We start from the raw sequence: 23,472 nt of genomic DNA on the forward strand, positions 1-23,472 counted from the left end.
TCTAAAAGGACTTTCCAAATGACTGTACAGGAGAAGCTGAGACTCGGGATCACGGCCTCCAGAAACGCCATCTTCTCCCTGGTCCTGCTGGCCCTGGTTAAAGGTTCTGTCGGGCTTTATTCTGGAAGCACGGCTCTGCTGGCAGACGCAGTCCACACGGCTATGGATGTCTTTACTTCCCTGGCAGTCTGGATAGGCCTGAAAGTGAGCATGAAAAGCGGGGGAGAGAGTTTTCCTTACGGCTACTACAAGGCCGAAAACATAGTTGCACTCTTTGTTTCCCTCCTTATTCTCCTCTCCGGGGTCGAACTGCTTCGGGAAGGGCTTGCAGGTGTAAAAGCCCCCTCGGAGATCCAATTTGAAGGGTTAGCCCTTGCAACGTCCGTGTTTTCGGTCCTTGGGGTTTATGCTCTTTCAGTCTACAAGGAAAAAATCGGGAATTTGATCAATTCCCAGGCCCTGATTGCGGATGCCAGGCATTCGTACACGGATGTCTTTGCTTCCCTCGTGGTGGTTGCGGCGGTTCTTGGTTCAATGTTCGGGGTGCCGCAGCTGGATAGTTTAGGAGCGATCGTGATCTCTTTCTTCATCTTCAAGCTAGGGCTTGAAAGTGCAAAGGACGCAATGCTCATCCTCATGGATGCCTGGCTGGACAGGGAAGCAAATGAGAAGATAAGGCAAAACATCGAAAACATTCCAGGGCTGCTTGCCCTCAAGGACCTGAAACTCCGGAAATCAGGGCTCGTGGTCTTCGGAGAAGCAACTGTCGAAATCGAAGGTGATCCTGACCTGAAACAGATCAATCTTCTCTCGGAATCTGTCGAAAGGGCAGTCCGAAAGGAGGTGGAAAACCTCGAGCACCTTGCAGTCAATGCCAGAGCTGTGGAACGGACGCGGATCCGGTTTGCACTTCCGGTTTTTGGAAATGAGGGGCTCTCTGCAAGGCTTTCGGAGCACCTCGGGAAAGCGCCCTATTTCCTCTTTGCCGACCTGGAAGCCCGGGAGCTTCGAAACTGGAAAGTGCTTGAAAACCCCGCCTCGGACATCGAGAAAAAAAGGGGCGTCAAGACCGTGGAATTTCTCCTGCAGGAAAAGGCAAACGCTCTGGTGTTGAGCAGTGTGGGAGAAGGCCCTTTTCACATGCTCAGGGATAATCTTGTTCGGATTTACCGGACCCCCGATGGTGTCGAAACTGCTCTTGAAATCCTTGAAAGAATTGAGGGTCTTGAAGAAATCGAGGAGCCAGAATAAGAATAAAAGGTGCCTGAATAAGGAAGAAAAATATGAAAATTGCAATAGCAAGTGGAAAAGGAGGTACCGGAAAAACAACGGTTGCTGTAAACCTTGCCCTCTCTGTTGAGGGCATGCAGCTTTTTGACTGTGATGTTGAAGAGCCAAACTGCAACCTCTTTCTGGGCCAGGAACTTGAAAAGGTGGAAGACGTCTCCTGCCCGGTTCCTGTCATTGATTCTGAAAAATGCACCCTTTGCGGCAAATGTGCGGATTTTTGCAGGTACAACGCCCTGGCTGCCCTCTCAACAGGGATTATGGTTTTCCCATTCCTCTGCCACGGCTGCGGAGGGTGCGGGCTTGTCTGCCCCGAGGGGGCGGTCCGGGAAGAACCGAGGGTTCTTGGTGTGGTCGAAAAAGGAAAGGCAACTGCTCCCCTTGAGTTTTACCGTGGGCTTTTGAACATAGGTGAAGCGATGGCAACCCTTGTCATCCGGACCCTTCAAGGACATATCGATGCAAACAGGCCTGCAATTATTGATTCTCCCCCCGGGGTCGCCTGCCCTGTCATTGCGGCAGTCGGGGATGCGGATTACTGCGTGCTTGTAACCGAATCCACCCCCTTTGGTTTCCACGATTTCAAGCTTGCCGTTGAGGTCGTAAAGCTGATGAAAATCCCCTTCGGAGTGGTCATCAACCGGGACGGGCTTGGGGATTCAAGGGTAGAGGATTTCTGCAGGGGCGAAAAAATCCCTGTTCTCCTGAAGATTCCGAATGATATGAGGATAGCCCGGCTTTATTCCGAAGGGATCCCCTTTGTTGAAGAAATGCCCGGATGGAAAGAAAAATTTGCAGCTATGTTCAAAGCAATTAAATCCGGTTCCGAATCCGGGGTGATGAATGCATGAAGCAGCTTGCTATTATCAGTGGAAAGGGCGGTAGTGGAAAGACCACCCTTACGGCAGCGTTTGCTTCCCTTGCAAAAAATGCCGTTATTGCGGACTGTGATGTGGATGCTGCAGACATGCACCTGATCCTTAAGCCCGAAATTCAGGATGAAGATGACTATTTAGGTCTCGAAGTCGCTTCTATCGACCCGGAACTCTGTACCGGTTGCGGAAAGTGCAGGGAAGTCTGCCGTTTCGGTGCGATAAGCGAGAATATCACGATAAACCAGTATAGCTGCGAAGGATGTGCAGTCTGTACCGTTGCCTGTCCTGAAAATGCGGTTTCCATGAAGCCGAGAATCTCAGGGCAGGTTTTTTCCTCCAAAACACGCTTTGGCCCTCTTGCCCATGCAAAACTCGGTATAGGGGAGGAAGCTAGCGGAAAACTTGTGAGTGCGGCCCGGGAACGGGCAACAAAGCTTGCGGAACAATATACTAAGGACCTTATCATTATTGACGGCCCTCCCGGGATCGGCTGTCCTGTGATTGCAGCAATTACCGGCACGGACCTTGTCCTTGCGGTTAGCGAACCCACGGTTTCAGGGATACATGACCTGAAACGGGTTATCGAACTTGCAAAACATTTCCGAATTCCTGCAGCTGTATGCATTAACAAGTGCGACATCAACGAGGAAAACAGCCTGAAGATTGAGGAATTCTGTGCCGAAGCCGGAGTGCCGGTACTCGGAAGGCTGCCCTATGACGACATCACAACCCGGGCAATGATGCGGGAAGAAACCGTAATCGAGTATGCAGCCAGGGAAGGTTCCCTTAGTAATGAAAAAGTCTCTTGCCCCGAAAACAGTCCTTGCCTTGAAAACAGTCCTGACCATGAAGAATCTGTAAAAGGAAGGGATTTCACTTCAAAGGTTCGTAAAATCTGGGAACGGCTTGAGGAACGGCTTTCCGAAGTGTCCTTTAAAGGACCTGGGATGGTGTCCTTTAAATGAAAAAATTTTAACAATTTCAATTTTAATATCTCAAAATTTTATTTATCCTCAAAAACGGTGGTATTCCCGGCTGGCTTGAAAACAGGACGGCAGGGTTTCAGGAAAAGATAAGTTTAAAAAGATATTATTCGAAAGTTAGATAATGTAACAGCCTGTTATTAATATTTAATAAATAGTTGGTGAGGAATTTAAATGGATTACGCTGAAATTTCAGAGAAACTTGTCAAGATACTGGATCTGAGATACGAACCTGTAGCAGTGAAGGTTATTAAGAAAGGCGAAGCGATTCCTGAGGGATATAATATTCCCGAGAAAAACATCCGTCACTGCCAGTCTATCATGAGAGCCAGGAAAGGTGAGTCCCTTGTGGTCACAGCCGACAAGCATGCCTGTGTGGTCGGAGGTTCGAGCCTTGGAATTCTAGAGACCCCGGACAAAGTGGCGGCAGGCGAGTTCCACAAAAACCTCGGTATGTTTGACAGCGCCGAAGCTGCAGCCGAAATGATTGCCCAGCGTCCGACTTTCGAACCCGGGAGCAGGATTGCAACCGTGGTTTCCCCCCTCAAGGACGCAAAAGTAGAGCCTGACGTCGTGATCCTTGTGGACAGGCCTGAGACTGTCTACTGGATTGTCCCTGCGAGCACTTTCTATAAAGGCGGACGGATCGGTTTCAGCACTGCAGCTTTCCAGGCTACCTGTGCCGACACAACCATTCTCCCCACACTTTCCGGAGAAATCAACCTCTCCCTTGGATGCTACGGTTGCCGCAGGTCCACGGATATCGAGGTCGATGAAATGCTTGTTGGAATCCCCTTCGGTAAGATTGAAGAAATCGTCAGTGCCCTCGAAAAGATCTACGATGGGCCCATGCAGAAAGCCCGGCAGAAATAATTTCTTCTGCCTTTTTACTCTTTTATTACATCTCTTACAAATTTTTCAATAATTTTTCATTTTTTCCGTTCCCTTGTGTTTTCTGCTTTTTCCGTTTCTTTATATTTTCTGTTTTTTTCTATATTATCAGCCTTTTAATCTTGTTTTTTCTTTCTCACCTGTATTTTTCTCTCCTGTCTGTCTGACTTTCATGGAAATATTTATACCTTCAAAGTTTATTTATGAATTTATAACACTTTATCCTTGTTAAAAAAATCACTGGGAGTAAAAATGCAGTGTGCGTTATGTAAAAATAAAGAATGCTTGAAGGGCAAGAACTGTTCTGTGATCAAGTCGGGGCTTGAGTATGGCGGCAAGGACTTAAAATCGCTTCAGGTTTCCGCCTGGCTCGAGGCTGACCCTACAAAAAGGACAAAGGTTGAAGAAATTGTAATTTATGCAAAGAAGCTGGGTTACGAGAAGATAGGGGTTGCCTTTTGTATCGATTACGAAAGAGAATCCAGGCTGGTTTACGAAATTCTTTCCAGGTACTTTGAGGTGTTTTCGGTCTGTTGCAAAGTCTGCGGGTTTGGTAAAGCTGATTTCGGGCTAAGGAAATGCGAAGGGGCCGGGTTCGAGGTTGCCTGCAATCCAATAGGGCAAGCCCTGCTCCTGAACGACGACGAAACCGACCTTAACATCATGCTCGGGCTGAAAACGGGGTACGATATTCTCTTTGCAGCGCATTCTGATGCCCCCTCTGTCTTTCTTCCCGTGCAGGAAATCTCTCAGCTGGGTAGTTCCGATATCGATATGATTGATTGATTGATTGATTGATTGATTGATTGATTGATTGATTGATTGATTGATTGATTGATTGATTGATTGATTGATTGATTGATTGATTGATTGATTGATTGATTGATTGATTGATTGATTGATTGATTGATTGATTGATTGATTGATTGATTGATTGATTGATTGATTGATTGATTGATTGATTGATTGATTGATTGATTGATTTTCGGGAGTTCTGAAATATTTATTTATATAATTACAAATTAATACAAGCCCTGAATAGGAATTTTCAAGGTTAGAATATAGAGTTGAAAGTGAAGAGCTTTCCACTCAATTTGAAAAGGATACAGATTTTTTGTACCGGAGAAACACATGTTCAAAGAATCCGAATCAGAATGTATAAGAATCCGGGCTCATCATCTTTTTTGCATGCAGGGCTTCCAGGGTTACGGGTATAGCTCTGAGTTTGTTGCAAACATGCGCTTAGTTCTGGAATCGATAAAAGCCTCCCCTTCCGGGCATCTGGAACTTGTTTCCGAATGTGATGCAATCTGTGTTTCCTGTCCCCATAAAAAAGAATGTTCACTTTCCGATTCTTTCCTCGCGCTCAAGATCCGGAAGATGGACCAGCTTGTGCTGGAAAAGCTTGGTATGGAAGAACAAACTGTTGGGGAAGCAAAAGAGCTTTTCAGACTTGTCAATAAAAAACTTAAAAACCCCTCCGATATCGAGGAGGTCTGCGGAAGTTGCAGGTGGAGGCAAAAGTGCCTCTGGTACCTGCAAAAAAATGAGGGAAACTGAGCTTTTAACTCCGGAATTCACATTAAGGCCTTTTGAATCCGGAATTCCGTTTCTTTGTTTTTACCTTATCCCTGCATTGATTTCATATACTTTTGCCAGGAATTCCAGGTTCTGGACTGCGTTTTGCTCAATCCCGAGCTTATCAGGGGAGATCCCCAGGGCCAGGCCCAGGAGCTGGGAATAATGCAGGACCGGGATGGAATAGTCCGTTCCGAATTTTTCGTTCACTGCGAGCTGCCCCTTGTCAAACTGGAGGTGGCAGAAGGGGCATGCGTTGACGATACAGTCCACTCCGGCCCGCTGGATGCATGCCAGTTTGTGCTCGAGCATTTCCAGGGATTCTTCTATGTGTCCCGAGCGCACCCCGCCGCCTGCTCCGCAGCACATCATTTTGTCAGTGTAATCCACACTTTCTGCCCCTGTGGCTTCGACCAGTTCGTCAAAGAAAGTAGGATTTTCCGAGTTTCCGAGTTTTCTTTCCTTTGTAGGCTTTATCAGGTGGCAGCCGTAGTGGAGGGCTACTTTCAGGTCGAGGGGAGTCGTAACGTAACTTTTGAGCTTTTCAGGCCCGATCTCCTCATAGAGCAGTTCTATGATGTGCCTGACTTCTACCGTGCCCTGGTACTCCATGCCGATTCCTTTCAGGCACATGTTCGTCTGGGCTTTCATTTCGGGGTCGTTTTTTAGCTCAATGTTGGCATCCGCAAGAGAGGCATAGCAGCCGTTGCAGATGGTCAGCACGTCCCTTTCCATTTTTTCGGAGATGACGACGTTCCTGGCGGCAAGGGACAGCCAGGTCCCCTTATCAAAAGACTTGAAAACCCCGGGGGCAGGACAGCACGAGGCTCCTGGCAGGTCTACCGCGTCAAGGTCAAGTTCCTCAAGGCAGATCTTCGTAGCGTTTTCAATGCCCGGGTAACGGTTCGGGACTATGCAACCGAGAAAGAGTGATAATTTTGCCATGATAAGTCCTCTTTTTATTTTTCAGCCGTCAGTTCATCGAATCTGCAGGTTCTGAGGAGGGTCCTGACCTGTTCCAGGGCTTCCGGGGAGTGCTGGGCTGTGTTAGGGAGTGGGTCCAGCCCCAGTTCCTCCCTCTTTTTCTTCGTTTCCTCGTCGAGAGGGACGGCATGTCCGTATTCCAGCACCATTTCCGAAACCCGTCGGTGCTCGGGCAGCATGAGCCCTTTACGGACCGCAAGCCTGCGGATTTCAAGCAGGGCATCTGTTATTTTGATCCCTCTTGGGCAGCGCTCCTGGCAGGTGTAGCAGGTGGTACAGAGCCACAGGTCCTTATCTTCAAGGACAGGCCTGTTCTTTCGCGCGTCCCTCAGGATTCTTCTGGTATTTAGCCCGGTATGTCTTCCCGAAGGGCAGCTTCCGGTGCATGTGCCGCAGTGCATACAGGAAAGAATGTCAAGCCCTGCAGCCTTTAATACTTCTAATACTTCTTCGTCATCACTCATACAGGTTCACCGGCTGATTTTTCGGATTGGTCTGTTTTAGAAAAAGTAAAGATGATGTCGAATATACGCGACCTTGATCGAATATACACGCTCTTGAAAGAAATGCTGCCGTAATGCGACAACGCTTCAAATGTCTCAGGATTAATAATTTTCCTTTTATGTATCGTATAACTCTCATAATATTTAATGTAGACTAAATCTGTTCACAGGGTTGAATTCCCTCTTTTCGGGCCATTCATCCGGATCTGTACTTTTACTTTGATAAGCTTTTTTTATTTGAGGGGGCAGTTGAATAGCTAATATCTGTATGGCTGATAATTGGGCTTGGTTACGGAAAAATGCCCTTCGGATCCATTTCGGATTCCTCTCCCATGCCTGTATACTATCCCTCAAAATATCTACATTAATCTATTATATGCCTTTTTTTATATAAAATAAATGTTTGCCCCCTCTTTTCCGGGGCTTGAAACCCTGAGCTGGATCAGGGCTTTGAGCTTCCGGATTTATCCGGGTCAGCAGTAGCGTTTCTCAGGAGAAGTTTACACCCAGGTCTTTCATCCCGTTGAGTTTTGCGAGATTTATCAGAAGTGGGGTGAGGGATTCGATTGTGTTTGCGTTCTTCAGGGGTCCGCCGTCCAGGGGTTTCAGGCAGCCCATATGGCGGGTCAGTTCAATGACAAGTTTCTTCGCTTCTTCATCGTCACTGCAGATTACGGAATCGTTGACTGCCTTGCATTTGACGATATCTTTCAATTTCCTGGCTGCAATATTATGGAAAGCTGCGACCACTTTTGTTGACTCCGGGGTCATTTCCTTTATTGCCTGGGCTGCCGAGCCTTCGGCCGGGGGCCTGTATTCGAAGATGGGGCCTGCTTTTGCCATGGGGACAACGGGGCTGATAAGGATTTTGCCTTCAATGGCCTTGCGGATTTCCTCGAGCAGGGATGGAACATTATCGAAACGGATTGTGAGGACGATGAGATCGGCTGCCTTTGCGGCTTCAAGGTTGCTGTTCCCGGTGATCCTGATTTCGGTGGTGTCAAAACCGCAGTTCTCAAGCTCTCCTAATGCTTCTTTTGCAGCTTCCTCTGCAGCTTCCGACGACCTGGACCCGATGATTATTTCATTTTTAACTCCTTCGTCCATCAGGTTTTGAAGGGCAAGCCTTAGCACCAGGCCTTCTCCTATATTGCCGGTTCCTCCCAGGACAGCTATTTTCAGCTTTTCAGAATTCAATTAACATAAACCTCCAGTTTGTTATGTCACCCCATAACATATCCGGGGTGCTTAATATACCTTCTCTCATTTTTTTACATCAAAATATAATATCAAAGTTATGTCGCTGTTATTCTTGTAGGTTACCTGGCAGATCTCCCGGGTACTATGGGGCTAAAGTTTTTAATTAATTCGGTTTTTTGCCTGAGCATTTTCAAATTTCTCCCAATCTTCGTAGATATATTTATAATGTATGTGCCCATTCTTCTAAATAATTTGTTAATGTGGGAGTGTTATCTACAGGGGATAACTTTGTTCAGAATTGTGTCTCTTCACGGCTGTCTTTTCGGGGTTATTTCCTGTTTATCTTCGCGTTAATACGTAAGCGAATACCGGGGGTGGGGGTAACTGGGGAGTTACACCCGAAAAGTGTTATATGTGTTTATAGCAGCAGTAGCTGTCACAGGCATATTTTTCTCTCCCTGTTTCAAAACTTCGGAGGAGAGTGGGATCGATAAGCTCCAGGGATGGACTTCAGGACAGGCCTGGCCCTCAGGATTTTCTTTAGTTCCGGATGGGGTAAATTTAAAAGCCGGATCCGGGCAGATAATTGAGCTGACCGGGCCGGGAGAGAAAGGAGAGATAACTAAGCAGGAAGGTCTGGTGTACATATACCTCTTTCCGGCTTTCGGTACCCATGTGCTTGACCCTTTTGTCCGGGTCATAGAGAGGGACGAAAGCAACCATGTTGCTGTGGCCCGTGTGACTCCCGCCTCCCTTGAAACGCTTGTTTGCCTGGAGGAAGTCCGGGGAGTCCGGACTGTCTCCTCTCCGCTGGTCAGAAAAGTCCTTCCTCCTGGTGGAAATTATCAGGATGAGAATTCCTATGTACCAGGTCTGGAGTCCTTTAGGAAGCTCCCAGGAGTCTCGGGAAAGGGGTTCAGGGTCGGGATTATCTCCGATGGAGTGGATTCTCTTGCCGGAGCTCAGGCTTCCGGGGCTCTTCCCGGGGATGTGCATGTCCTTGCCGCAGGAAAGGGAAACGAAGGCACAGCTATGCTCGAAATCGTACACGGTATAGCCCCGGATGCCAAGTTGTATTTCCACGAGGCAGGCAGCAATAAACTTGAATTTAACAAAGCGGTCGATGCTCTCCTTGCCGAGGGCTGCCAGATCATCTGCGATGACATCGGCTGGCCTGACGAGCCTTTCTTCGAAGACGGGGTCGTCGCTTCCCATGTCCGGGAAGCCCTTGAAAGCCAGGACCTCCTTTATGTAAGTGCTGCAGGCAATGATGCGAGCCGCCACTATCAGGGTATGTTTTTCGATGACGGTTCAGGCTGGCATGATTTCAGTTCCGGGAAAAGCAGCTCCAAAAACCTCTATGTGGATATCCCTCCTGCCGGGGAAGTGACCGTGGTCCTCCAGTGGAACGACCCCTGGGATGCTGCGGGAAACGATTATGACCTCTACCTCAAGGACTGTTCCGGTGGAGAGGGACTTGCCTCGAGCAAAAATTCCCAGGACGGAAACGGCATCCCCCTGGAGTTTTTCCGATACACGAACCCGGAAAAAACGGTCATTAAAGGGATGATCTGTATTGAAAAGTATTCAGGAGAGCCACAGGTGCTGGAAGTTTTCATCTATCCGGAATCCTGCAGGGATATCTACCCTGACAACCTGGTTGAAGAGGATTCGGTATTCGGGCACCCGGCTGTCCCGGAAGTGCTCTGCGTCGGAGCGTTTGGTTCTGAAAATGGGAATTCGGGAAATGAAAATTCGGGCATTGCTCCTTACTCTTCCCGCGGGCCGGTAAGCATCTATTCCCCTCAGTACGAAGCAAGGAATAAGCCGGACCTCTGCGGCCCCGGGTCCGTGGAAATCAGAGGAACGGATGAAAGCCGCAATCTTTTTGCAGGCACCAGCGCTTCGGCTCCCTATGTGGCGGGGGTAGCTGCCCTTGTCTGGAGTGGGCAGTCGGAGAAAAATGCCAGTGAAATCCGGGAAATCTTATGTTCCACAGCAGGAGACCTGGGTGCCCCTGGATATGACAGCATCTTCGGCTATGGGATTGTTGATTCCAGCGCCTTTACGGAAGGGCAGTGAAGGTTAAACAGGGTGTAGTTAAGGTTAAAAGGGTAGTTAAGGTTGAAGGGGCAGTTAGAGTTGGGGAGAACCTTTTCACTCAACCAGCAAAATCCCCACACACATCGTTTTTTCCGGCTTGCAGAATTTAAGGTCAACTCCTGCCCTTTCCATTACCTTCTGCAGGTTTACCCCCACGCCTTCCGGAGCAAAACGCCTTCTTTCAGGCTTTACGCACCTTTCAAGGTTGCATTTGTCGCATTCGTTGCAGGAGCCGGGCCTGAGCAGGTGGGCGTAGATGAAGCCTTTCCTGAAAGCTTCCTGTTCTAGCTCGAACATCTTCCGGAAAGATTCTTTCCTTAACTCTCCCCAGGCTTCGAGGATATCCTGAACTTCTGACGTGTCGTGTTCGTCCACAAGGAGCAGAGCGTTGCTGTATTCCTGAAGGACCTGCCTGAATTCGTCTATGGAAATGATGTGGGGCGGGCAGCTAAGCCTCTTTCCGTAGCTCCGGCAGCCGTAGGCGCACTTCAATGCGATCCGGTTTTCCACCGCAATGTCTCCCGATTCCAGCGGGTAGGCTTTAAGCCCCAGGCCTGAGGCTTTTTCAATCAGGTTGTTTAGGTTTTCGGACAATTCAATCCCCCTTCTTTTTAATTTTAGAATTTGTGCTTGATATAATTTGGTAACTGCACCCATATAACTTTAGTAACTTTGATAATTATGCTCTAAATTTGCTGTTCCTTTTACTGGAGGGTTACGTTTTTTCACTATCCTAGCTGCACTTTTCGTTGCGTGGGATACACTTCTATAATTTGCAGCAAATAACCTTAGTAGGGATCTCTATGACGAAGAAAGTACCTTCATCTGAACTTGAAAACCGTATGGGTCGCTTCAGAAAACGGATGTATCAATCGAATCCCGACTGGGAAATCGCCGTGATCTTCAGCAAAATTAACCTTTACTACTTTACCGGCACGATGCAGGACGGAATGCTAATTATCCCGAAGAACGGAGATGCAACATTTTGGGTCCGGCGCAGCTATGAAAGGGCTCTGGAAGAATCGTTATTTCCCAGTATAGCACCAATGAACAGCTTCCGGGATGCTGCAGGGAGTATAGGCAAGGCAGGTACGGCGGATAATGCAGGTAATGCAGGCAATGGAAGCAAGCTTCCGGATGCTGTCTATCTTGAAACTGAAGTAGTCCCGTTGGCCCTTTATCAGCGTTTCCAGAAACACTTCCCCTTCAAAGCCGTTAAACCCGTTGACCCTCAGATTGCCGCGGTTAGAGCCGTAAAAAGTGAATATGAACTCTCCCTTCTGCGAGAATCCGGCAGGATTCACCGGCATGTGCTCGAAGACCTCGTGCCCGACATGCTGCGGGAAGGGATGAGTGAAGCGGACCTTTCAACCGAACTGTTCTCGGTGCTGGTAAAGGAAGGGCACCACGGAGCCTGCCGTTTTGGCATGTTCGATACGGAAATGATCCTGGGAAATGTCTGTTTCGGGGAAAGCTCCATTTACCCGTGTTACTTCAACGGCCCCGGCGGAAAGCGCGGAATGAGCCCTGCAGTCCCCCTGCTCGGGAGCCGGGACCGGAAATTAAGGAAAGGCGACCTGGTCTTTGTTGATGTCGGCTGCGGGGTTGAAGGTTACCATACGGATAAAACCACGACATACATGTTCGGCTTTTCCCTTCCGCAGTATGCCATAGATCTCCACAATAAATGCGTGGCTATCCAGAACGAAGCTGCATCGATGTTAAAACCCGGCGCTATCCCCTCGGAAATCTACAGTACCATAATGAACGGGCTTGATGAGGAGTTCCTGCAAAATTTCATGGGATTTGGGAAGCAGAAAGTAAAATTCCTGGGGCACGGGGTCGGCTTGCTGATCGATGAAACTCCCGTAATTGCCGGCGGGTTTGATGAGCCCCTTGAGGAAGGAATGGTATTTGCCCTGGAACCCAAAAGGGGAATTGAAAACGTCGGGATGGTGGGAATTGAAAATACCTTTGTGGTGACAAAAGAAGGCGGGGAGTGTATTACCGGGGACAATCCGGGATTGATTCCTGTATATTGATTAGTAAATGAGAATAAAATTTACGTTTAGTGCTTTAAGAGCAAAAAATGGGAAAGTATAGCTTTTAAAAATAGGATTTACGCAGTTGAACAAAAAACCAAAACATAAAACGCCAAACTGTCTAAAGCGTTATCTTCTCGGAAAGCTCTCATATGCTTGTTTTACATCTCAAGTGCGTAACTCCTATATTTATATTTCTATAATTATTTTACTATACAAAGTATAGTCTTTTTTGTCAGAAGGAAATTACTTTCATTTTGTTCCATATATGGAGTGATTTTTTTCCTTGGTAGCATTAGCAATCTCAGACAGCTTATTCACCCAAGAAATTATCTCATTCTTATCTTTTAACAGAGGAATAAAAGGGGATTAAACCGGCACTTATAGAACTCTCGTTACACTGTCTCATTATGTCTGCAGTGATAATTCAGTACAGGGTTTTTATCCTACAATATCATCCAGACCTACAATCAAAACTTTCTCATTTGTTTCGAGTTCATTTTTTATCCTGATTGCATCCCTCTCCAGAATACAATTCTCTCCAACAACCCAGGGCGCTGATCCATCTCCAAACTGGATATAACACACAACAGCCTTTTTCAACTGAAGGTTATTTTTTTCCAGCATTGCGAGAACATTTTCATCTGGAACAAATTCTTCAGATAACATAATTATGTTATAATTTCCTTTTTTGATTTCAACTACAGAAGTCCAGTTTTCATCTTTCCTTAATTCATATATTTTATCTTCATCAACTTCTATGTAGTACATTCCTCGCCCAATATTAGAATTATAGTCTATGGTATAATTCACGGGTATGTCGTAATTTTCAAGAATGGCTTTAACTTCCGCCTCACTAGTTTCATTTTCAAATTGAATAAGTAAACCAGGTGTTTTAACTTCTTGAGATTGCATCATCAGTGCTAAGAAGGTTAGAAGAGCAATGAAAACAACTACTACTTTGCTAATTTTATTCACATCAATCACCGAAAAAAATGAGGAGTTTTAACTCCTCACATATATACGTTTAATTTCAGAACCGAATGCTTCCCAATAAGGTATACAGAAATATATGGGATTAGGATCACCTATACGCAAATATTCATCCGAACCACTTATTTTGTATCCACGACACATTCGAGCATGACCTGGAACTCCACTCTTGAAAGGCCTTCCATTGTCAATCTCATTAATGGCTGTATCAAAAATCACAGAAGTTACCGAATATGAATTAGGTTTATTTAATCCACTACTTGACCTGTAATAAAGTAACTGCTGGGAATTAGTAACCCCATTAGGAGCTACCCCATTCATCATTTCATATATAGTAGTTTGGTGAGGACTTTCATCATTGTAATATTTAGTAAGCATTTTGGCAGTTGCTGGACCACAGTAGTAACTCGTTATTTGCGCATATACAGTAGCACCAAGATCTACTTCAACATCTGTTGTCGCTTTTGTTATATCGCCACTGAGTTTTTTAATATTTTCTTCAGTGGCCGTCGCATTAATATTAACTCCCTTAGTAGATGCTGCTTGTTCTATAGATTTAGCAAGTTCATCACTTTCTTGCCAGTGTTTTATATTATTTTCTATCCCATTCTTTAATCTCTGCTCATATATTGAGCCATTTTAACAGGTCGGCTTCGAGAGCCGGATTCACAAAATATTTTCTGGATTTGCCTTCTGTTTCGGAATGAATGATTTTGTCGTCCCTTAAACTTTTTATATGCCAGTATGTGGTGCTTTTGTCCAGATACAGGTCCTTTGAGAGTTCCTTGTTTGTGATTTCGGGCTTTTCCAGGATCTTAAGAAGTATCTGCTTTCGTGTGCTGCTTTTGAGATGTGCTATTATTATCTTTTCGCTGCTTGCGAAAAAATCGGAGTTTTGAAAGACCCTTGTGAATTTTCCGGTCCTCATTAAGTTTATCTTATTTCCGGCTTTAAGCATTTCAAGGTGGAACCTCACAGCCCCCCGGTTAATTTCCAGGTCTCTTGATATTTCGGATATCGTGCATCCCGGAACCTGCTGGATGTAACGGTATATTTTCTGCCTGTTTTCATTTACCTGCGGGATTCTAACCTTGCCCAGGATTAAGGGGACCAGTTTGAGTATGGAAGCAAAGGCAGCCAGATATCCTATTATGTAAGCTATCTTAAACGACAATGGAAATTCCCAGAAGGTGAGAGTCCTGTCCGCCCCGCTGGTGTCAACGGCATCGCCCAGTTTATCAAGCTCTTCCTGGGGCGGGCAGGGACCCACGATATATCCTCCTTCTTCAGCATGGGCTAAGGCGCTTGTACTTAAAAGTAGAATGAAAAGTAACCCTGCTTTCCACATAGTTTTTACCTTAAATCCAGGCAGAAGTGTCTTCTGTTCAGGCTTTCCTGTTCTGTCTGCCCTTTTTGGCTTTCCTATTACGGCTTTCCTGTTCCAGAAACCCTCTTTTTTGATGTGTTTCTTTAATATGTTTCAACTTTTTTAGAAATGATTCAAAAGAAACTTATATAATTTTTATGGCCAAATCGTCCAACTGAAAATTAACGGTCCGGTGCTTAATTTCTGCAAATTGGAACATTAAATCGTAACAATTCACGTTTAAGAAGCTGAGGTATTTCTACTCCTTTCATTCGGAGGTATCTCAAATTTTTCCTTCAACATTTCCATAAATCTTTTCCCCCTCATCTTTGACGTCTCATAAATACTCAGAAGCACTTCAAATACTCCAGCACCGTACCATGTCCTTCTCCCACCACTAATTTTCCTATGCAATACTCCTTTACGCATCGCACGCTCTGCGTCATTATTGTGCCAGGGTACTCCCTCAAATTCCATGAACGTAAATAGCATGGACTGTCTCTTTCGAAGCTCTTTTGATATTCTGATGACATCCACATCAGTCCATTGTCTATTGAGTAGAGCCTTCATCTCTTTTTGGAACTCTTTACAAGCATTTTTACGTTTTTCCATTGATGGAGGCGGATCTTTCTGCGTGAACTCAATTGCTCTTTTCAGAATTGATCGAACACCATCAACGAATTCTATGAACTTTTTAGGTGGTCTTCCAGGTTTTGTCCTTTTTGCAGGCTTGGATGTTAAAAGACTTCGAGGTTCTATCTTGTGTTTAATTTCAGCTCTTTCCAACCACCTATTCACATGAAGAAGGTCAAGCTGATGTCCCGCACATTTTACTACATCATACGGTTTCCAGGCATCTCTTCCCAGAACACCTTTAAATCCTTCAAGTATTCTTTCCGGTACTATGTGACCACGAGTTGGAGAAACTTTATAGTAAGTACCTAATAAAGAAGTAAAACCCCATAACCAGCTATTCTTACCGTTTATCCTAAATCCCGTTTCGTCGCCATTGACAGCCTTTGATCTTACTATTTCTTTATGGAGTTTCTCATAGTCTTCCTGAAGTGTATCTGCCACCCATTTTTCCAGTTTAAGCACAGTGGCTCTACTAATCTTGATATTATATGTCTCATACAAGCTGGATTGAATCTTTTCTATACTCAATCCTAACATTCGCTGATAAGCAACCCATGAAGCTATAGAAGGTCCAAACTCCTGGTTTGGTGGTATCCATGAAACTTCTCCACGAACCATCTTTTTGCACTTTTTGCACCAATATCTTTGATAAATAATTTCAAAGATAGTAGGTTTTGGAACTGGGATTTCAGTGATGGTACGGGTTTCTTTGGCACCTTTAACAGGTTTGCCCAGAGGAGTGCCGCAACATGGACATTCTTCCGTTTTGATATATATAGGAGGAGAGTTGGGAATTGGTGTTTTTCGCCCGTGTCCAACATGTCCAGGCTGACCACCTCTGGCTTTTTTCGGCCCTTCCTGTCTATTTCGCCGGTAATAAGTTTTAGATGATGGAACACCACCTGCTTCAGAAGTCTTGTCAGATGATGCGAGAACAGGTGCAGAACCCTAAAATTGAGCAAGTTGTTTTTTGAGATATTTATTTTCATTTCTGAGGTTTTTTGCACGCTCTTTGAAGCGTTCAGTTTGCTTTGTGAGGTTGTCATTCTCTGTTTTGAGCTTTTCTACGTGCTGCAAACTGCTTTGCTTCTCGTTACGCTCTTTTTCGAGTTCTTCCTTTAATTGTGTGATTTTTTGTTCCAAATCACTTACTTGTTCCTTCATGTTTTTTGTTTCATCTTGAGGAACGTTCTTCATTGAATGGCTAATATATTTTTCAAAGTAAAAAAATGTTTTGAAAATATTATTTTTTAGTTGCGGACCTTTGAACAAAGTTTAAAAATTAATCTGGAAATCTTCTAAAACGTGAATTGTTACATTAAATCTTTGCGTTAGTTAAAATTCATTCTCTTATACACGTTTTTTGAAAAATATTCCCTAACAGGCTGTCTCAAAACTATGCTTGATCGTACATTTGGGTAAGAAATATTAGGAATATTTATCTTTTTAAAAATATGTATTACATCTAAGTACACTATTTGAGAAAATTAATTCCAGTGTTTCACCATGTTCAAAAAGTACGATCAAAAGCAGCAATTTTTACTTCCATTAAGCCTGGAAGAGTTTGTTCCTGAAAACCATATTGCCAGAGTGTTAAACGACCTCATAGATCTCGTTGATATCAGTGATATTGAGTCCACTTACTCTGAGGAAGGTTGTCCTGCCTATCACCCAAGATTTCTTTTAAAAATCTTACTCTACGGGTACCTTATAAACATTAGAAGTTCACGCAAGATAGAGCAAATGACACAAACTGATACTGCTTTTATGTACCTTGCAGCTATGCAAAAACCTGATTTCCGCACTATTTGTCGATTCCGTTCAACTCATCTTGACTCTATTAAAGAAATATTTTCACAGGTTGTCACGTTTTGTAAGGAAATGGATATGATTGGTTCCAGTATTTCGATCGATGGAACAAAGGTTAAGGCAAACGCTTCACCAAGACAAAGTAAAAGTTCCGACGCTCTCAAAAAAGAGATCGATAAGATACTCAAAGAAAGCATTGAGATCGATAAACAGGAAGACGAAATTTATGGTGATTCGACACCGTACCAGGTGCCAGAAGAACTGGTTAACAAGCAGAAAAGAGTAGAGAAAATCAAAGCTGCTATGAAAAAAATTGACGAAGAAAAGTTAAAAAAAGTAAACATCACAGACAACGATGCTAAAATTATGAAGCATAAAGATGGAAGCAAGAAACCTTCCTATAATTGTCAGGTTGCTGTTGATGAAAAGGAACAAATAATCGTTGCATCAGACGTTGTCGATGAAGAAAATGACTTGCATCAAGTTGTACCAATGATAGAAAATGTAAAGGAAACACTGGGATACAAGCCGACAATAGTGCTGGCAGATGCAGGTTATTTTTCATATGATAATGTGAAATTTTTACTCGATCAAGAAATTGATGCTTATATTCCTGATAACTTTTATGAAGTAGAGAAAAGGGGAAAAACAAAGAAGTTCAGAAAATCTCTCTTTAAATATGATCCGGAAAAGGACTGTTATTATTGCCCTGCTGCTTTTGAAATCCCATTTACAAGAATCCAAAAAAGGAATGATGAGCCAGATTTACGGTATTATGTCTGCAAGTATTGTTCTTTGTGTGTGTTAAAAAATGCATGTACTGAGAGTGAAAACAGGACAATATCAAGAGATCCAAGGGAGTACCTCATGGAGAATATGAGGGCTAAACTGAATACAGAAGAAGGAACGGAACAGTATCAGAAAAGAATGTGTACTGTAGAACCTGTGTTTGGCCAGATGAAACAGGATAGAGGATTCAGGGAATTTCTTTTGAGAGGGAAAAGGAAGACAAAAATTGAGTTTCTTATGATGTGTACTGTACACAACATAAAGAAAATAGCAGATTTCATGAAAAGAGAAGGAAAAAGCCTGAAGGAAATACTGAATATGATAACCGGGAGAGGAAATGAATGTAGGAATAAAGGGGGAATTACTGCAAGAAAGGCAAGTATGGTACGTTGATCAATGAAAACTGATCTTTTTTTGAATAAAAATTGAAATGGAAATGGATATTACCCAATTGTAGAATTCAAAATGGTTTTGAGACAGCTTGCTAAACTGGATTCAATTTCTTGGAAAATTCATAATGCTGATAATCAATAGTTTGATGGTTTGGCCAGAAAACTTATCAAGAGTTGGTTAAAAGTAGTTTATAGAAAAATTTTTTGATCTATATTGTTAATTTAAAGTTGAACTTATACTATAAGGGTGTATCTTGCCACATTTGTATTTAATTCTTCAGAGGAACTCATGAATCTGAAAAGAGGGTTATTTTTAGTTCTGCTCTTAATTTTCCTGTCTTTTTTGCCGTTTACTTTTGTTTCTGAAAACAACGAATTTTCTGAGTTGAAAAAACAGGAGCTTTTGTATTCGGAATCTGTAAATGAGGATATCGGCCCACATAATGAAAAGTACAGACAGGATTTCCCCGTGGAAGTGGGTGCAAGTAATATCGAAGTCCGTCTGCGTATCGATGAGTTTGATTCCGATGATTACGGAAAAATCCGCCTGACATTGTATGATAATAATAACCGACCTGTAGCAAACGATACTTTTTATCAACTGGAAAAATACCTGAATGTCAAGTATGAAAATGTCTCACCCGGGGATTGGCATATTATCGTATCTGTTGAAAAAGAATTAGGATCTAATTCCATCAATGTGGGTGGAAACATAAACGTGTTTGGGAGAGCTGTCAACAGTACGGTTTAATGTTTCGGAATCATTTCCGGGAAATCTCTTTGAAAATTGATACCCGGATGATTTTGTCGGAAACTGTTTAAACGTCAAGGCCAGGAAGTGAAATGAATAATGACATACTGAAAATCTGGAATATGGGGGCGCTTAACATTAAAACAAATAACTCTAAAATTTTTTCTTTAATCGTTTTTTTGATTATTAGCACCTGCATTGGATGTGTTGATCAAGAACCAACCGGGAATTTTTCAAAAATACCAAACGACAGCACAGATGCATCTGTAAGTGAAGATGTAGATAATTTAAGTATTAATTTCTCTGCTATACCTGTTCTTCCCCCATACAACGAATCTGAATCAGAATGGCTCAAAACAAATGCATCTTTTGTAGCTCAAATTGCAGTTAATGACAGCCGTGCCAAACAAATGATCCGGGAAGGAGCAACGATTGCAGGCGTGGTTTATTCCTGTCATCCGACTCCTGAAGGTTATGCCGGGCCCGGGTGTGCTCCGGCTTTGAGGATACAGTCAGAAGACAGGACAGTAGATTTCCTGGTTGATGAAGAAAAAGGAATAGTAGTTGAAACGGTTACGGAAATTACATCAAATAGTGGATTCCCAGGGGAATGATTAGTATATGAAAATAAAATTCTGTTATCTGATAACCTTCCTCTTTTTGTTGATGACTGCCGGTACCGGGGCTGCAGACAAAATTACGGTAGATGGCAACGGGGGAGCAGATTATACTTCAATCCAGGACGCAGTCGATAACGCAAATGATACAGACCTCATTATCGTGCACAGCGGTATTTATTTTGAAAATATACTCATTAACAAACCACTAACACTAAAGCCTGCAGATAATAACTCAAATGTAATCATCAAAGCTACAAATTTTTCGAATTACATATTCCACATCAGATCATCAAATGCCAGCATAACCGGTTTCAACCTGCTGGGCGAAACCGGGAACAAACTCAGGTCCGGGATATACCTTAACAATGTAAAGCACTGTCAAATCTCAGGCAACAGTATTTCGAACGTAGAAGACGGCATTCTCCTTTCCTCTTCCCAGGAAAACAATATCGAAAACAATTCTTTATTTTCAAACGGCCTGCACGGAATTAACATATCCGGCTCCGATAACAATGTCATAAGTAAAAATAAAATTTTCAGCAACCGATATGGAATAATTATAGAATCTTCAAACAGTAATCTAATTTCCGGTAACAATGCAAGCCTCAACGAGAATTATGGAATAGCCCTGTTCAAAACAAATGATAGTTTTGTAAAAGAGAACATTGCTACCGGAAACAAGCATGGGATTTGTTTAACTTCATCCTTCAACAATAAAATCGAAAACAACAATGCTGTCAAGAATACCTTGACCGGTTCGGTTGTGTGGGACTCGGGAGCTAACCGGCTGGAAAACAATGATTTCAGCTTCAATGGGGATTCGGGCTTAACTCTTCTTCACGAAAATAAAAATAATAGAATTGTAAACAATGAGATTTCACACAACAAAAACGGGATATATTCCAGAAGTGACGGCGCTCTTATCCTGAACAATACCATAAATTCCAACGACAAATACGGAATACTTCTCATATACACTGAAGGCAATATCATCGAAAACAACACTCTTCTGGATAATGAAAAAGGAATTGAGACTAAAAAATTGTCAGAAAACCGGGTATCTTCAAATACGATTGATGACCGGCTGACCATCCGGAAACTAATATCTGCTTTTCTCATCCTGATAGTAATCGGGACGGCATATTACCTGAAAAAAGAGTCATTGATATTGAAAGCTCTAAAGGTCCTGCTTATTGCGGCCATAGTATTGATACTTGCAATCCTTGCATGGTACTTCCCGTTCGAATCAGGCCTGTATGAGAGCAGTGTTGAAATAAACAATATCCAATGGACCGATACAGCCTCCATAAATGAGAGTTACACAAGAGGAAACCTCTCAATGGACCTTGACTATATCGAAAAGTATACATATCCTCCAGACTCCGGAAAAAGCCTTGAAACAGATGCCTTACCGGTTGATATCCGTATAAGTTCAATGAGTGCTGAAAGCACGTTAGGGGATTACGCTCTGTTACATGAAGAACCTCTCACCCTGGAGTATTCGGAAACATATCGATACAGCCACCTGCTGGATCTGGAAAAAGAAAAACAGCATAAAGTATTAGTTGAAATTTTCACTGTGAGATACTACGAATACCCAAATCCTGCTTATGGGGACTCAAGCCGGGAATTAATAGGACTGGCAGTAACAGATGTTGACCTGAAAAGGAACTAAGACATTAAAGACATTAACTTGAAAAGCAATTAATTCTATTTGAAAATCTGAATTGTCTATAACCGAGGAGGAACTGTCTTGGAAGGAAGTAAATGGGTCATGCTGTTGATCGTCTTATTTCTCTCGGGAACCCTCCTTTTATCCCTCCATGAATCCGGCAAACTACCCTGGGGTGCGGATGATATTGATAACCGTGGCGGGATTAACAGGACACCTGCTTCAGTAATAATGCAAGAAATCTGTCTAAATGACAGCGATTTTCAAAACCTGACAAAAGGAAATTACACCTGTCCGGTTACAATCTTCAATGAGACCGGGGAGTCCGTAAGATATATCCGGATTAATGGCTGGTATATTCACAAAGTAACTATTGAGATGCAAAACGGTACCTTGAAATCCATTGAAACGGAGGACACCCTGGATGATCTCTACAAAGAAGTTGATTCCCTGAACGGGTCTGTAAAATCCGTTGACTCGAAAATCACCGGTGGAGAATTCTACATGGTGACTATTGACACGCCAAACGGGACCGTGAAATCCATTGAGAAGGTGGATAAGCTGCCTGAATGGGCTCTGGGGATTGCAGAGTCCGTCGCTGTTGAATAAATTCCTCAAAATCAAAGTTCACATATTGAGCCATTTTAGCAGATCAGTTTCGAGAGCCGGGTTCACAAAATATTTCCTGGATTTGCCTTCTGTTTCGGAAAGAATGATTTTGTCGTCCCTTAAACTCTTTATATGCCAGTATGTGGTGCTTTTGTCCAGATACAGGTCTTCCGAGAGTTCCTTGTTTGTGATTTCGGGCTTTTCCAGGATCTTAAGAAGTATCTGCTTTCGTGTGTTGCTTTTGAGATGTGCTATTATCATCTTTTCACTGCTTGCGAAAACATCGGAGTTTTGAAAGACTCTTGTAAATTTTTCAGCCCTCATTAAGGTTATCTTATTTCCGGCCTTAAGCATTTCAAGGTGGAACCTCACAGCCCCCCGGTTAATTTCCAGGTCTCTTGATATTTCGGATATCGTGCACCCTGGGAGCTGCTGTATGTAACGGTATATTTTCTGCCTGTTTTCATTTCCCTGCGGGATTCTAACCTTGCCCAGGATCAAGGGGACCAGTTTGAGTATGGAAGCAAAGGCAGCCAGATATCCTATTATATAAGCTATCTTGAACGACAACGGAAATTCCCAGAACGAGTATGTCACGTCAGCCCCGCTCATGTCTACGGCATCGCCCAGCTTATCGAGCTCTTCCTGGGGCGGGCAGGGGCCTACGATATATCCTCCTTCTTCAGCATGGGCTATGGGGCATGTGCTTAAAATAAGAATAAAAAGTAACCCTGCTTTCCACATAGTTTTCACCTTATATTTAATTGGGACTTATTTAATTTTTATGGCCAAATCATCCAACTGAAAATTGAGTGCCCGGTTTGAAAAACATACTTAAGCCTGAATTCAAATATCTGGAAAATTTACAGTGATACTAATCAATAGTTTGATGATTTGGTCAGAAAACTTATTAAGAGTGGGTTTACATCATTTTATGGAGTTGATGAATTGGGCCTATTAAATAAAATAATGGCAGTAGCTTTACTTTGCTTTTTTTTGATAATGCTTCTTATAATGGCACCACTGGCGTTCACGACAATCGAACCACTTTACACAATTAAGAATTATGACGAACACCCACATAATGCAACAGTCAAAATCACCGGATACAATGGAGAGTATTTTGAAGAAACATATTATCAACTCAATCCGGGACAAACGGTAAGCGTAGGAAAACCAAAAAAGCTTTTGTTAAAATGGTCAAACCCTTTTAAAGAAGGGTATCTGCATTATGCATCGGGGGATTACCATTACTACATTGAATCCGGGAATGTTTCAGCAAGCTATTATTCAACTCCGCACCTTACAAACACTGTGATCTTCGAGCTGGTTAATTATAGTGGTGAATTCAATGTATCAATCATGGAGTATACATAAAAATCATAGGAG

General features: G+C 43.5%; 22 protein-coding genes and 1 pseudogene. 14 read left to right on the forward strand and 9 right to left on the reverse strand.

The window, feature by feature from the left end; all coding sequences use genetic code 11:
* The first annotated feature begins 18 nt into the window (after positions 1–18).
* The 6 genes from MSMTP_RS01960 to MSMTP_RS01985 all read left to right on the forward strand — a co-directional run bounded on the left by MSMTP_RS01960 (position 19) and on the right by MSMTP_RS01985 (position 5,596).
* Positions 19–1,251 (forward strand): cation diffusion facilitator family transporter, encoded by a 1,233-nt coding sequence (locus tag MSMTP_RS01960; protein ID WP_048177448.1) that lies wholly within the window; start codon positions 19–21, stop codon positions 1,249–1,251.
* Between the two features lie 32 nt (positions 1,252–1,283).
* On the forward strand, positions 1,284–2,138 hold the full coding sequence (locus tag MSMTP_RS01965) for an ATP-binding protein (RefSeq protein WP_048177449.1): 855 nt from the start codon (positions 1,284–1,286) through the stop codon (positions 2,136–2,138).
* On the forward strand, positions 2,135–3,127 hold the full coding sequence (locus MSMTP_RS01970; RefSeq protein ID WP_048177450.1) for an ATP-binding protein: 993 nt from the start codon (positions 2,135–2,137) through the stop codon (positions 3,125–3,127). The genes MSMTP_RS01965 and MSMTP_RS01970 overlap by 4 nt, the downstream gene beginning before the upstream one ends.
* Before the next feature lie 192 nt (positions 3,128–3,319).
* Positions 3,320–4,018 (forward strand): DUF169 domain-containing protein, encoded by a 699-nt coding sequence (locus MSMTP_RS01975; protein WP_048177451.1) that lies wholly within the window; start codon positions 3,320–3,322, stop codon positions 4,016–4,018.
* Positions 4,019–4,342: 324 nt separating this feature from the next.
* A complete protein-coding gene (locus tag MSMTP_RS01980; protein WP_231582880.1) occupies positions 4,343–4,822 on the forward strand; it encodes a DUF1847 domain-containing protein in 480 nt (159 codons plus the stop codon).
* A 345-nt stretch (positions 4,823–5,167) separates the two neighbouring features.
* The gene (locus tag MSMTP_RS01985; RefSeq protein WP_048177453.1) at positions 5,168–5,596 is read left to right on the forward strand and encodes a DUF1284 domain-containing protein; all 429 of its coding nucleotides are present in this window, start codon (positions 5,168–5,170) and stop codon (positions 5,594–5,596) included.
* Positions 5,597–5,656: 60 nt separating this feature from the next.
* On the opposite strand, the gene hdrB is transcribed toward MSMTP_RS01985, so the two are convergent.
* The 3 genes from hdrB to npdG all read right to left on the reverse strand — a co-directional run bounded on the left by hdrB (position 5,657) and on the right by npdG (position 8,298).
* Positions 5,657–6,559: a CoB--CoM heterodisulfide reductase subunit B gene (gene hdrB / locus MSMTP_RS01990; protein ID WP_048177454.1), complete on the reverse strand. Its 903-nt coding sequence runs from the start codon at positions 6,557–6,559 to the stop codon at positions 5,657–5,659.
* Positions 6,560–6,573: 14 nt separating this feature from the next.
* On the reverse strand, positions 6,574–7,062 hold the full coding sequence (gene hdrC, locus MSMTP_RS01995; RefSeq protein WP_048177455.1) for a CoB--CoM heterodisulfide reductase subunit C: 489 nt from the start codon (positions 7,060–7,062) through the stop codon (positions 6,574–6,576).
* A 528-nt stretch (positions 7,063–7,590) separates the two neighbouring features.
* Entirely contained in the window at positions 7,591–8,298 is a 708-nt protein-coding gene (gene npdG / locus MSMTP_RS02000; protein ID WP_048177456.1) for an NADPH-dependent F420 reductase, read from the reverse strand.
* A gap of 417 nt (positions 8,299–8,715) precedes the next feature.
* Between npdG and MSMTP_RS02005 the strand changes: the two genes are divergently transcribed.
* The gene (locus MSMTP_RS02005; RefSeq protein ID WP_052718248.1) at positions 8,716–10,383 is read left to right on the forward strand and encodes a S8 family serine peptidase; all 1,668 of its coding nucleotides are present in this window, start codon (positions 8,716–8,718) and stop codon (positions 10,381–10,383) included.
* A gap of 75 nt (positions 10,384–10,458) precedes the next feature.
* Here MSMTP_RS02005 and MSMTP_RS02010 read toward each other — a convergent pair whose 3' ends face one another.
* On the reverse strand, positions 10,459–10,998 hold the full coding sequence (locus tag MSMTP_RS02010) for a DUF2284 domain-containing protein (RefSeq protein ID WP_048177459.1): 540 nt from the start codon (positions 10,996–10,998) through the stop codon (positions 10,459–10,461).
* 209 nt (positions 10,999–11,207) lie between these two features.
* Here MSMTP_RS02010 and MSMTP_RS02015 point away from each other — a divergent pair, with 209 nt between their 5' ends.
* Positions 11,208–12,446 carry a Xaa-Pro peptidase family protein gene (locus MSMTP_RS02015; protein ID WP_048177460.1) on the forward strand — a complete coding sequence of 413 codons (1,239 nt, stop codon included), beginning with the start codon at positions 11,208–11,210 and terminating at the stop codon, positions 12,444–12,446.
* Between the two features lie 441 nt (positions 12,447–12,887).
* Here MSMTP_RS02015 and MSMTP_RS02020 read toward each other — a convergent pair whose 3' ends face one another.
* From MSMTP_RS02020 to tnpC, 4 genes and pseudogenes are all read right to left on the reverse strand, one after another.
* Complete coding sequence (locus MSMTP_RS02020; protein WP_011024107.1) at positions 12,888–13,424, reverse strand: UPF0228 family protein; 537 nt, start codon at positions 13,422–13,424, stop codon at positions 12,888–12,890.
* 27 nt (positions 13,425–13,451) lie between these two features.
* Positions 13,452–14,069: a C39 family peptidase gene (locus MSMTP_RS19860; protein ID WP_369799622.1), complete on the reverse strand. Its 618-nt coding sequence runs from the start codon at positions 14,067–14,069 to the stop codon at positions 13,452–13,454.
* Positions 14,062–14,709 carry a winged helix-turn-helix transcriptional regulator gene (locus MSMTP_RS02025; protein WP_231582882.1) on the reverse strand — a complete coding sequence of 216 codons (648 nt, stop codon included), beginning with the start codon at positions 14,707–14,709 and terminating at the stop codon, positions 14,062–14,064. Before MSMTP_RS02025 ends, MSMTP_RS19860 begins: the two co-directional genes overlap by 8 nt.
* Positions 14,710–15,045: 336 nt before the next feature.
* Positions 15,046–16,638: pseudogene (gene tnpC, locus MSMTP_RS18270) on the reverse strand (IS66 family transposase).
* Between the two features lie 309 nt (positions 16,639–16,947).
* Between tnpC and MSMTP_RS02045 the strand changes: the two are divergent.
* The 5 genes from MSMTP_RS02045 (at position 16,948) to MSMTP_RS02065 (ending at position 22,083) form a co-directional block, all read left to right on the forward strand.
* Positions 16,948–18,432, forward strand: coding sequence for an IS1182 family transposase (locus tag MSMTP_RS02045; protein WP_048177463.1), 1,485 nt, complete (start codon positions 16,948–16,950; stop codon positions 18,430–18,432).
* 402 nt (positions 18,433–18,834) lie between these two features.
* Positions 18,835–19,182, forward strand: coding sequence for a hypothetical protein (locus MSMTP_RS02050; RefSeq protein WP_156153644.1), 348 nt, complete (start codon positions 18,835–18,837; stop codon positions 19,180–19,182).
* 92 nt (positions 19,183–19,274) lie between these two features.
* Positions 19,275–19,796, forward strand: coding sequence for a hypothetical protein (locus MSMTP_RS02055; RefSeq protein WP_231582883.1), 522 nt, complete (start codon positions 19,275–19,277; stop codon positions 19,794–19,796).
* A gap of 7 nt (positions 19,797–19,803) precedes the next feature.
* Positions 19,804–21,477: a NosD domain-containing protein gene (locus MSMTP_RS02060; protein ID WP_048177466.1), complete on the forward strand. Its 1,674-nt coding sequence runs from the start codon at positions 19,804–19,806 to the stop codon at positions 21,475–21,477.
* Positions 21,478–21,555: 78 nt separating this feature from the next.
* Entirely contained in the window at positions 21,556–22,083 is a 528-nt protein-coding gene (locus MSMTP_RS02065; protein ID WP_231582884.1) for a hypothetical protein, read from the forward strand.
* An 18-nt stretch (positions 22,084–22,101) separates the two neighbouring features.
* Here MSMTP_RS02065 and MSMTP_RS02070 read toward each other — a convergent pair whose 3' ends face one another.
* Positions 22,102–22,827 (reverse strand): winged helix-turn-helix transcriptional regulator, encoded by a 726-nt coding sequence (locus tag MSMTP_RS02070; RefSeq protein WP_048177468.1) that lies wholly within the window; start codon positions 22,825–22,827, stop codon positions 22,102–22,104.
* Between the two features lie 150 nt (positions 22,828–22,977).
* Between MSMTP_RS02070 and MSMTP_RS02075 the strand changes: the two genes are divergently transcribed.
* Positions 22,978–23,460 carry a hypothetical protein gene (locus tag MSMTP_RS02075; protein ID WP_231582885.1) on the forward strand — a complete coding sequence of 161 codons (483 nt, stop codon included), beginning with the start codon at positions 22,978–22,980 and terminating at the stop codon, positions 23,458–23,460.
* Positions 23,461–23,472: the final 12 nt, after the last annotated feature.

Source organism: Methanosarcina sp. MTP4, assembly GCF_000970045.1.
GTDB lineage: Archaea > Halobacteriota > Methanosarcinia > Methanosarcinales > Methanosarcinaceae > MTP4.

What these genes read in the sequence shown, in the direction of transcription:
- MSMTP_RS01960 (WP_048177448.1), top strand. Translation starts at nt 19, where the DNA reads ATGACTGTACAGGAGAAGCTGAGACTCGGGATCACGGCCTCCAGAAAC.
- MSMTP_RS02070 (WP_048177468.1), bottom strand. Translation starts at nt 22,827, where the DNA reads ATGTGGAAAGCAGGGTTACTTTTTATTCTTATTTTAAGCACATGCCCC.
- hdrC (WP_048177455.1), bottom strand. Translation starts at nt 7,062, where the DNA reads ATGAGTGATGACGAAGAAGTATTAGAAGTATTAAAGGCTGCAGGGCTT.
- MSMTP_RS02055 (WP_231582883.1), top strand. Translation starts at nt 19,275, where the DNA reads ATGAATAATGACATACTGAAAATCTGGAATATGGGGGCGCTTAACATT.
- hdrB (WP_048177454.1), bottom strand. Translation starts at nt 6,559, where the DNA reads ATGGCAAAATTATCACTCTTTCTCGGTTGCATAGTCCCGAACCGTTAC.
- MSMTP_RS02045 (WP_048177463.1), top strand. Translation starts at nt 16,948, where the DNA reads ATGTTCAAAAAGTACGATCAAAAGCAGCAATTTTTACTTCCATTAAGC.
- MSMTP_RS02060 (WP_048177466.1), top strand. Translation starts at nt 19,804, where the DNA reads ATGAAAATAAAATTCTGTTATCTGATAACCTTCCTCTTTTTGTTGATG.
- MSMTP_RS01985 (WP_048177453.1), top strand. Translation starts at nt 5,168, where the DNA reads ATGTTCAAAGAATCCGAATCAGAATGTATAAGAATCCGGGCTCATCAT.
- MSMTP_RS01965 (WP_048177449.1), top strand. Translation starts at nt 1,284, where the DNA reads ATGAAAATTGCAATAGCAAGTGGAAAAGGAGGTACCGGAAAAACAACG.
- MSMTP_RS02015 (WP_048177460.1), top strand. Translation starts at nt 11,208, where the DNA reads ATGACGAAGAAAGTACCTTCATCTGAACTTGAAAACCGTATGGGTCGC.
- MSMTP_RS01975 (WP_048177451.1), top strand. Translation starts at nt 3,320, where the DNA reads ATGGATTACGCTGAAATTTCAGAGAAACTTGTCAAGATACTGGATCTG.
- MSMTP_RS01970 (WP_048177450.1), top strand. Translation starts at nt 2,135, where the DNA reads ATGAAGCAGCTTGCTATTATCAGTGGAAAGGGCGGTAGTGGAAAGACC.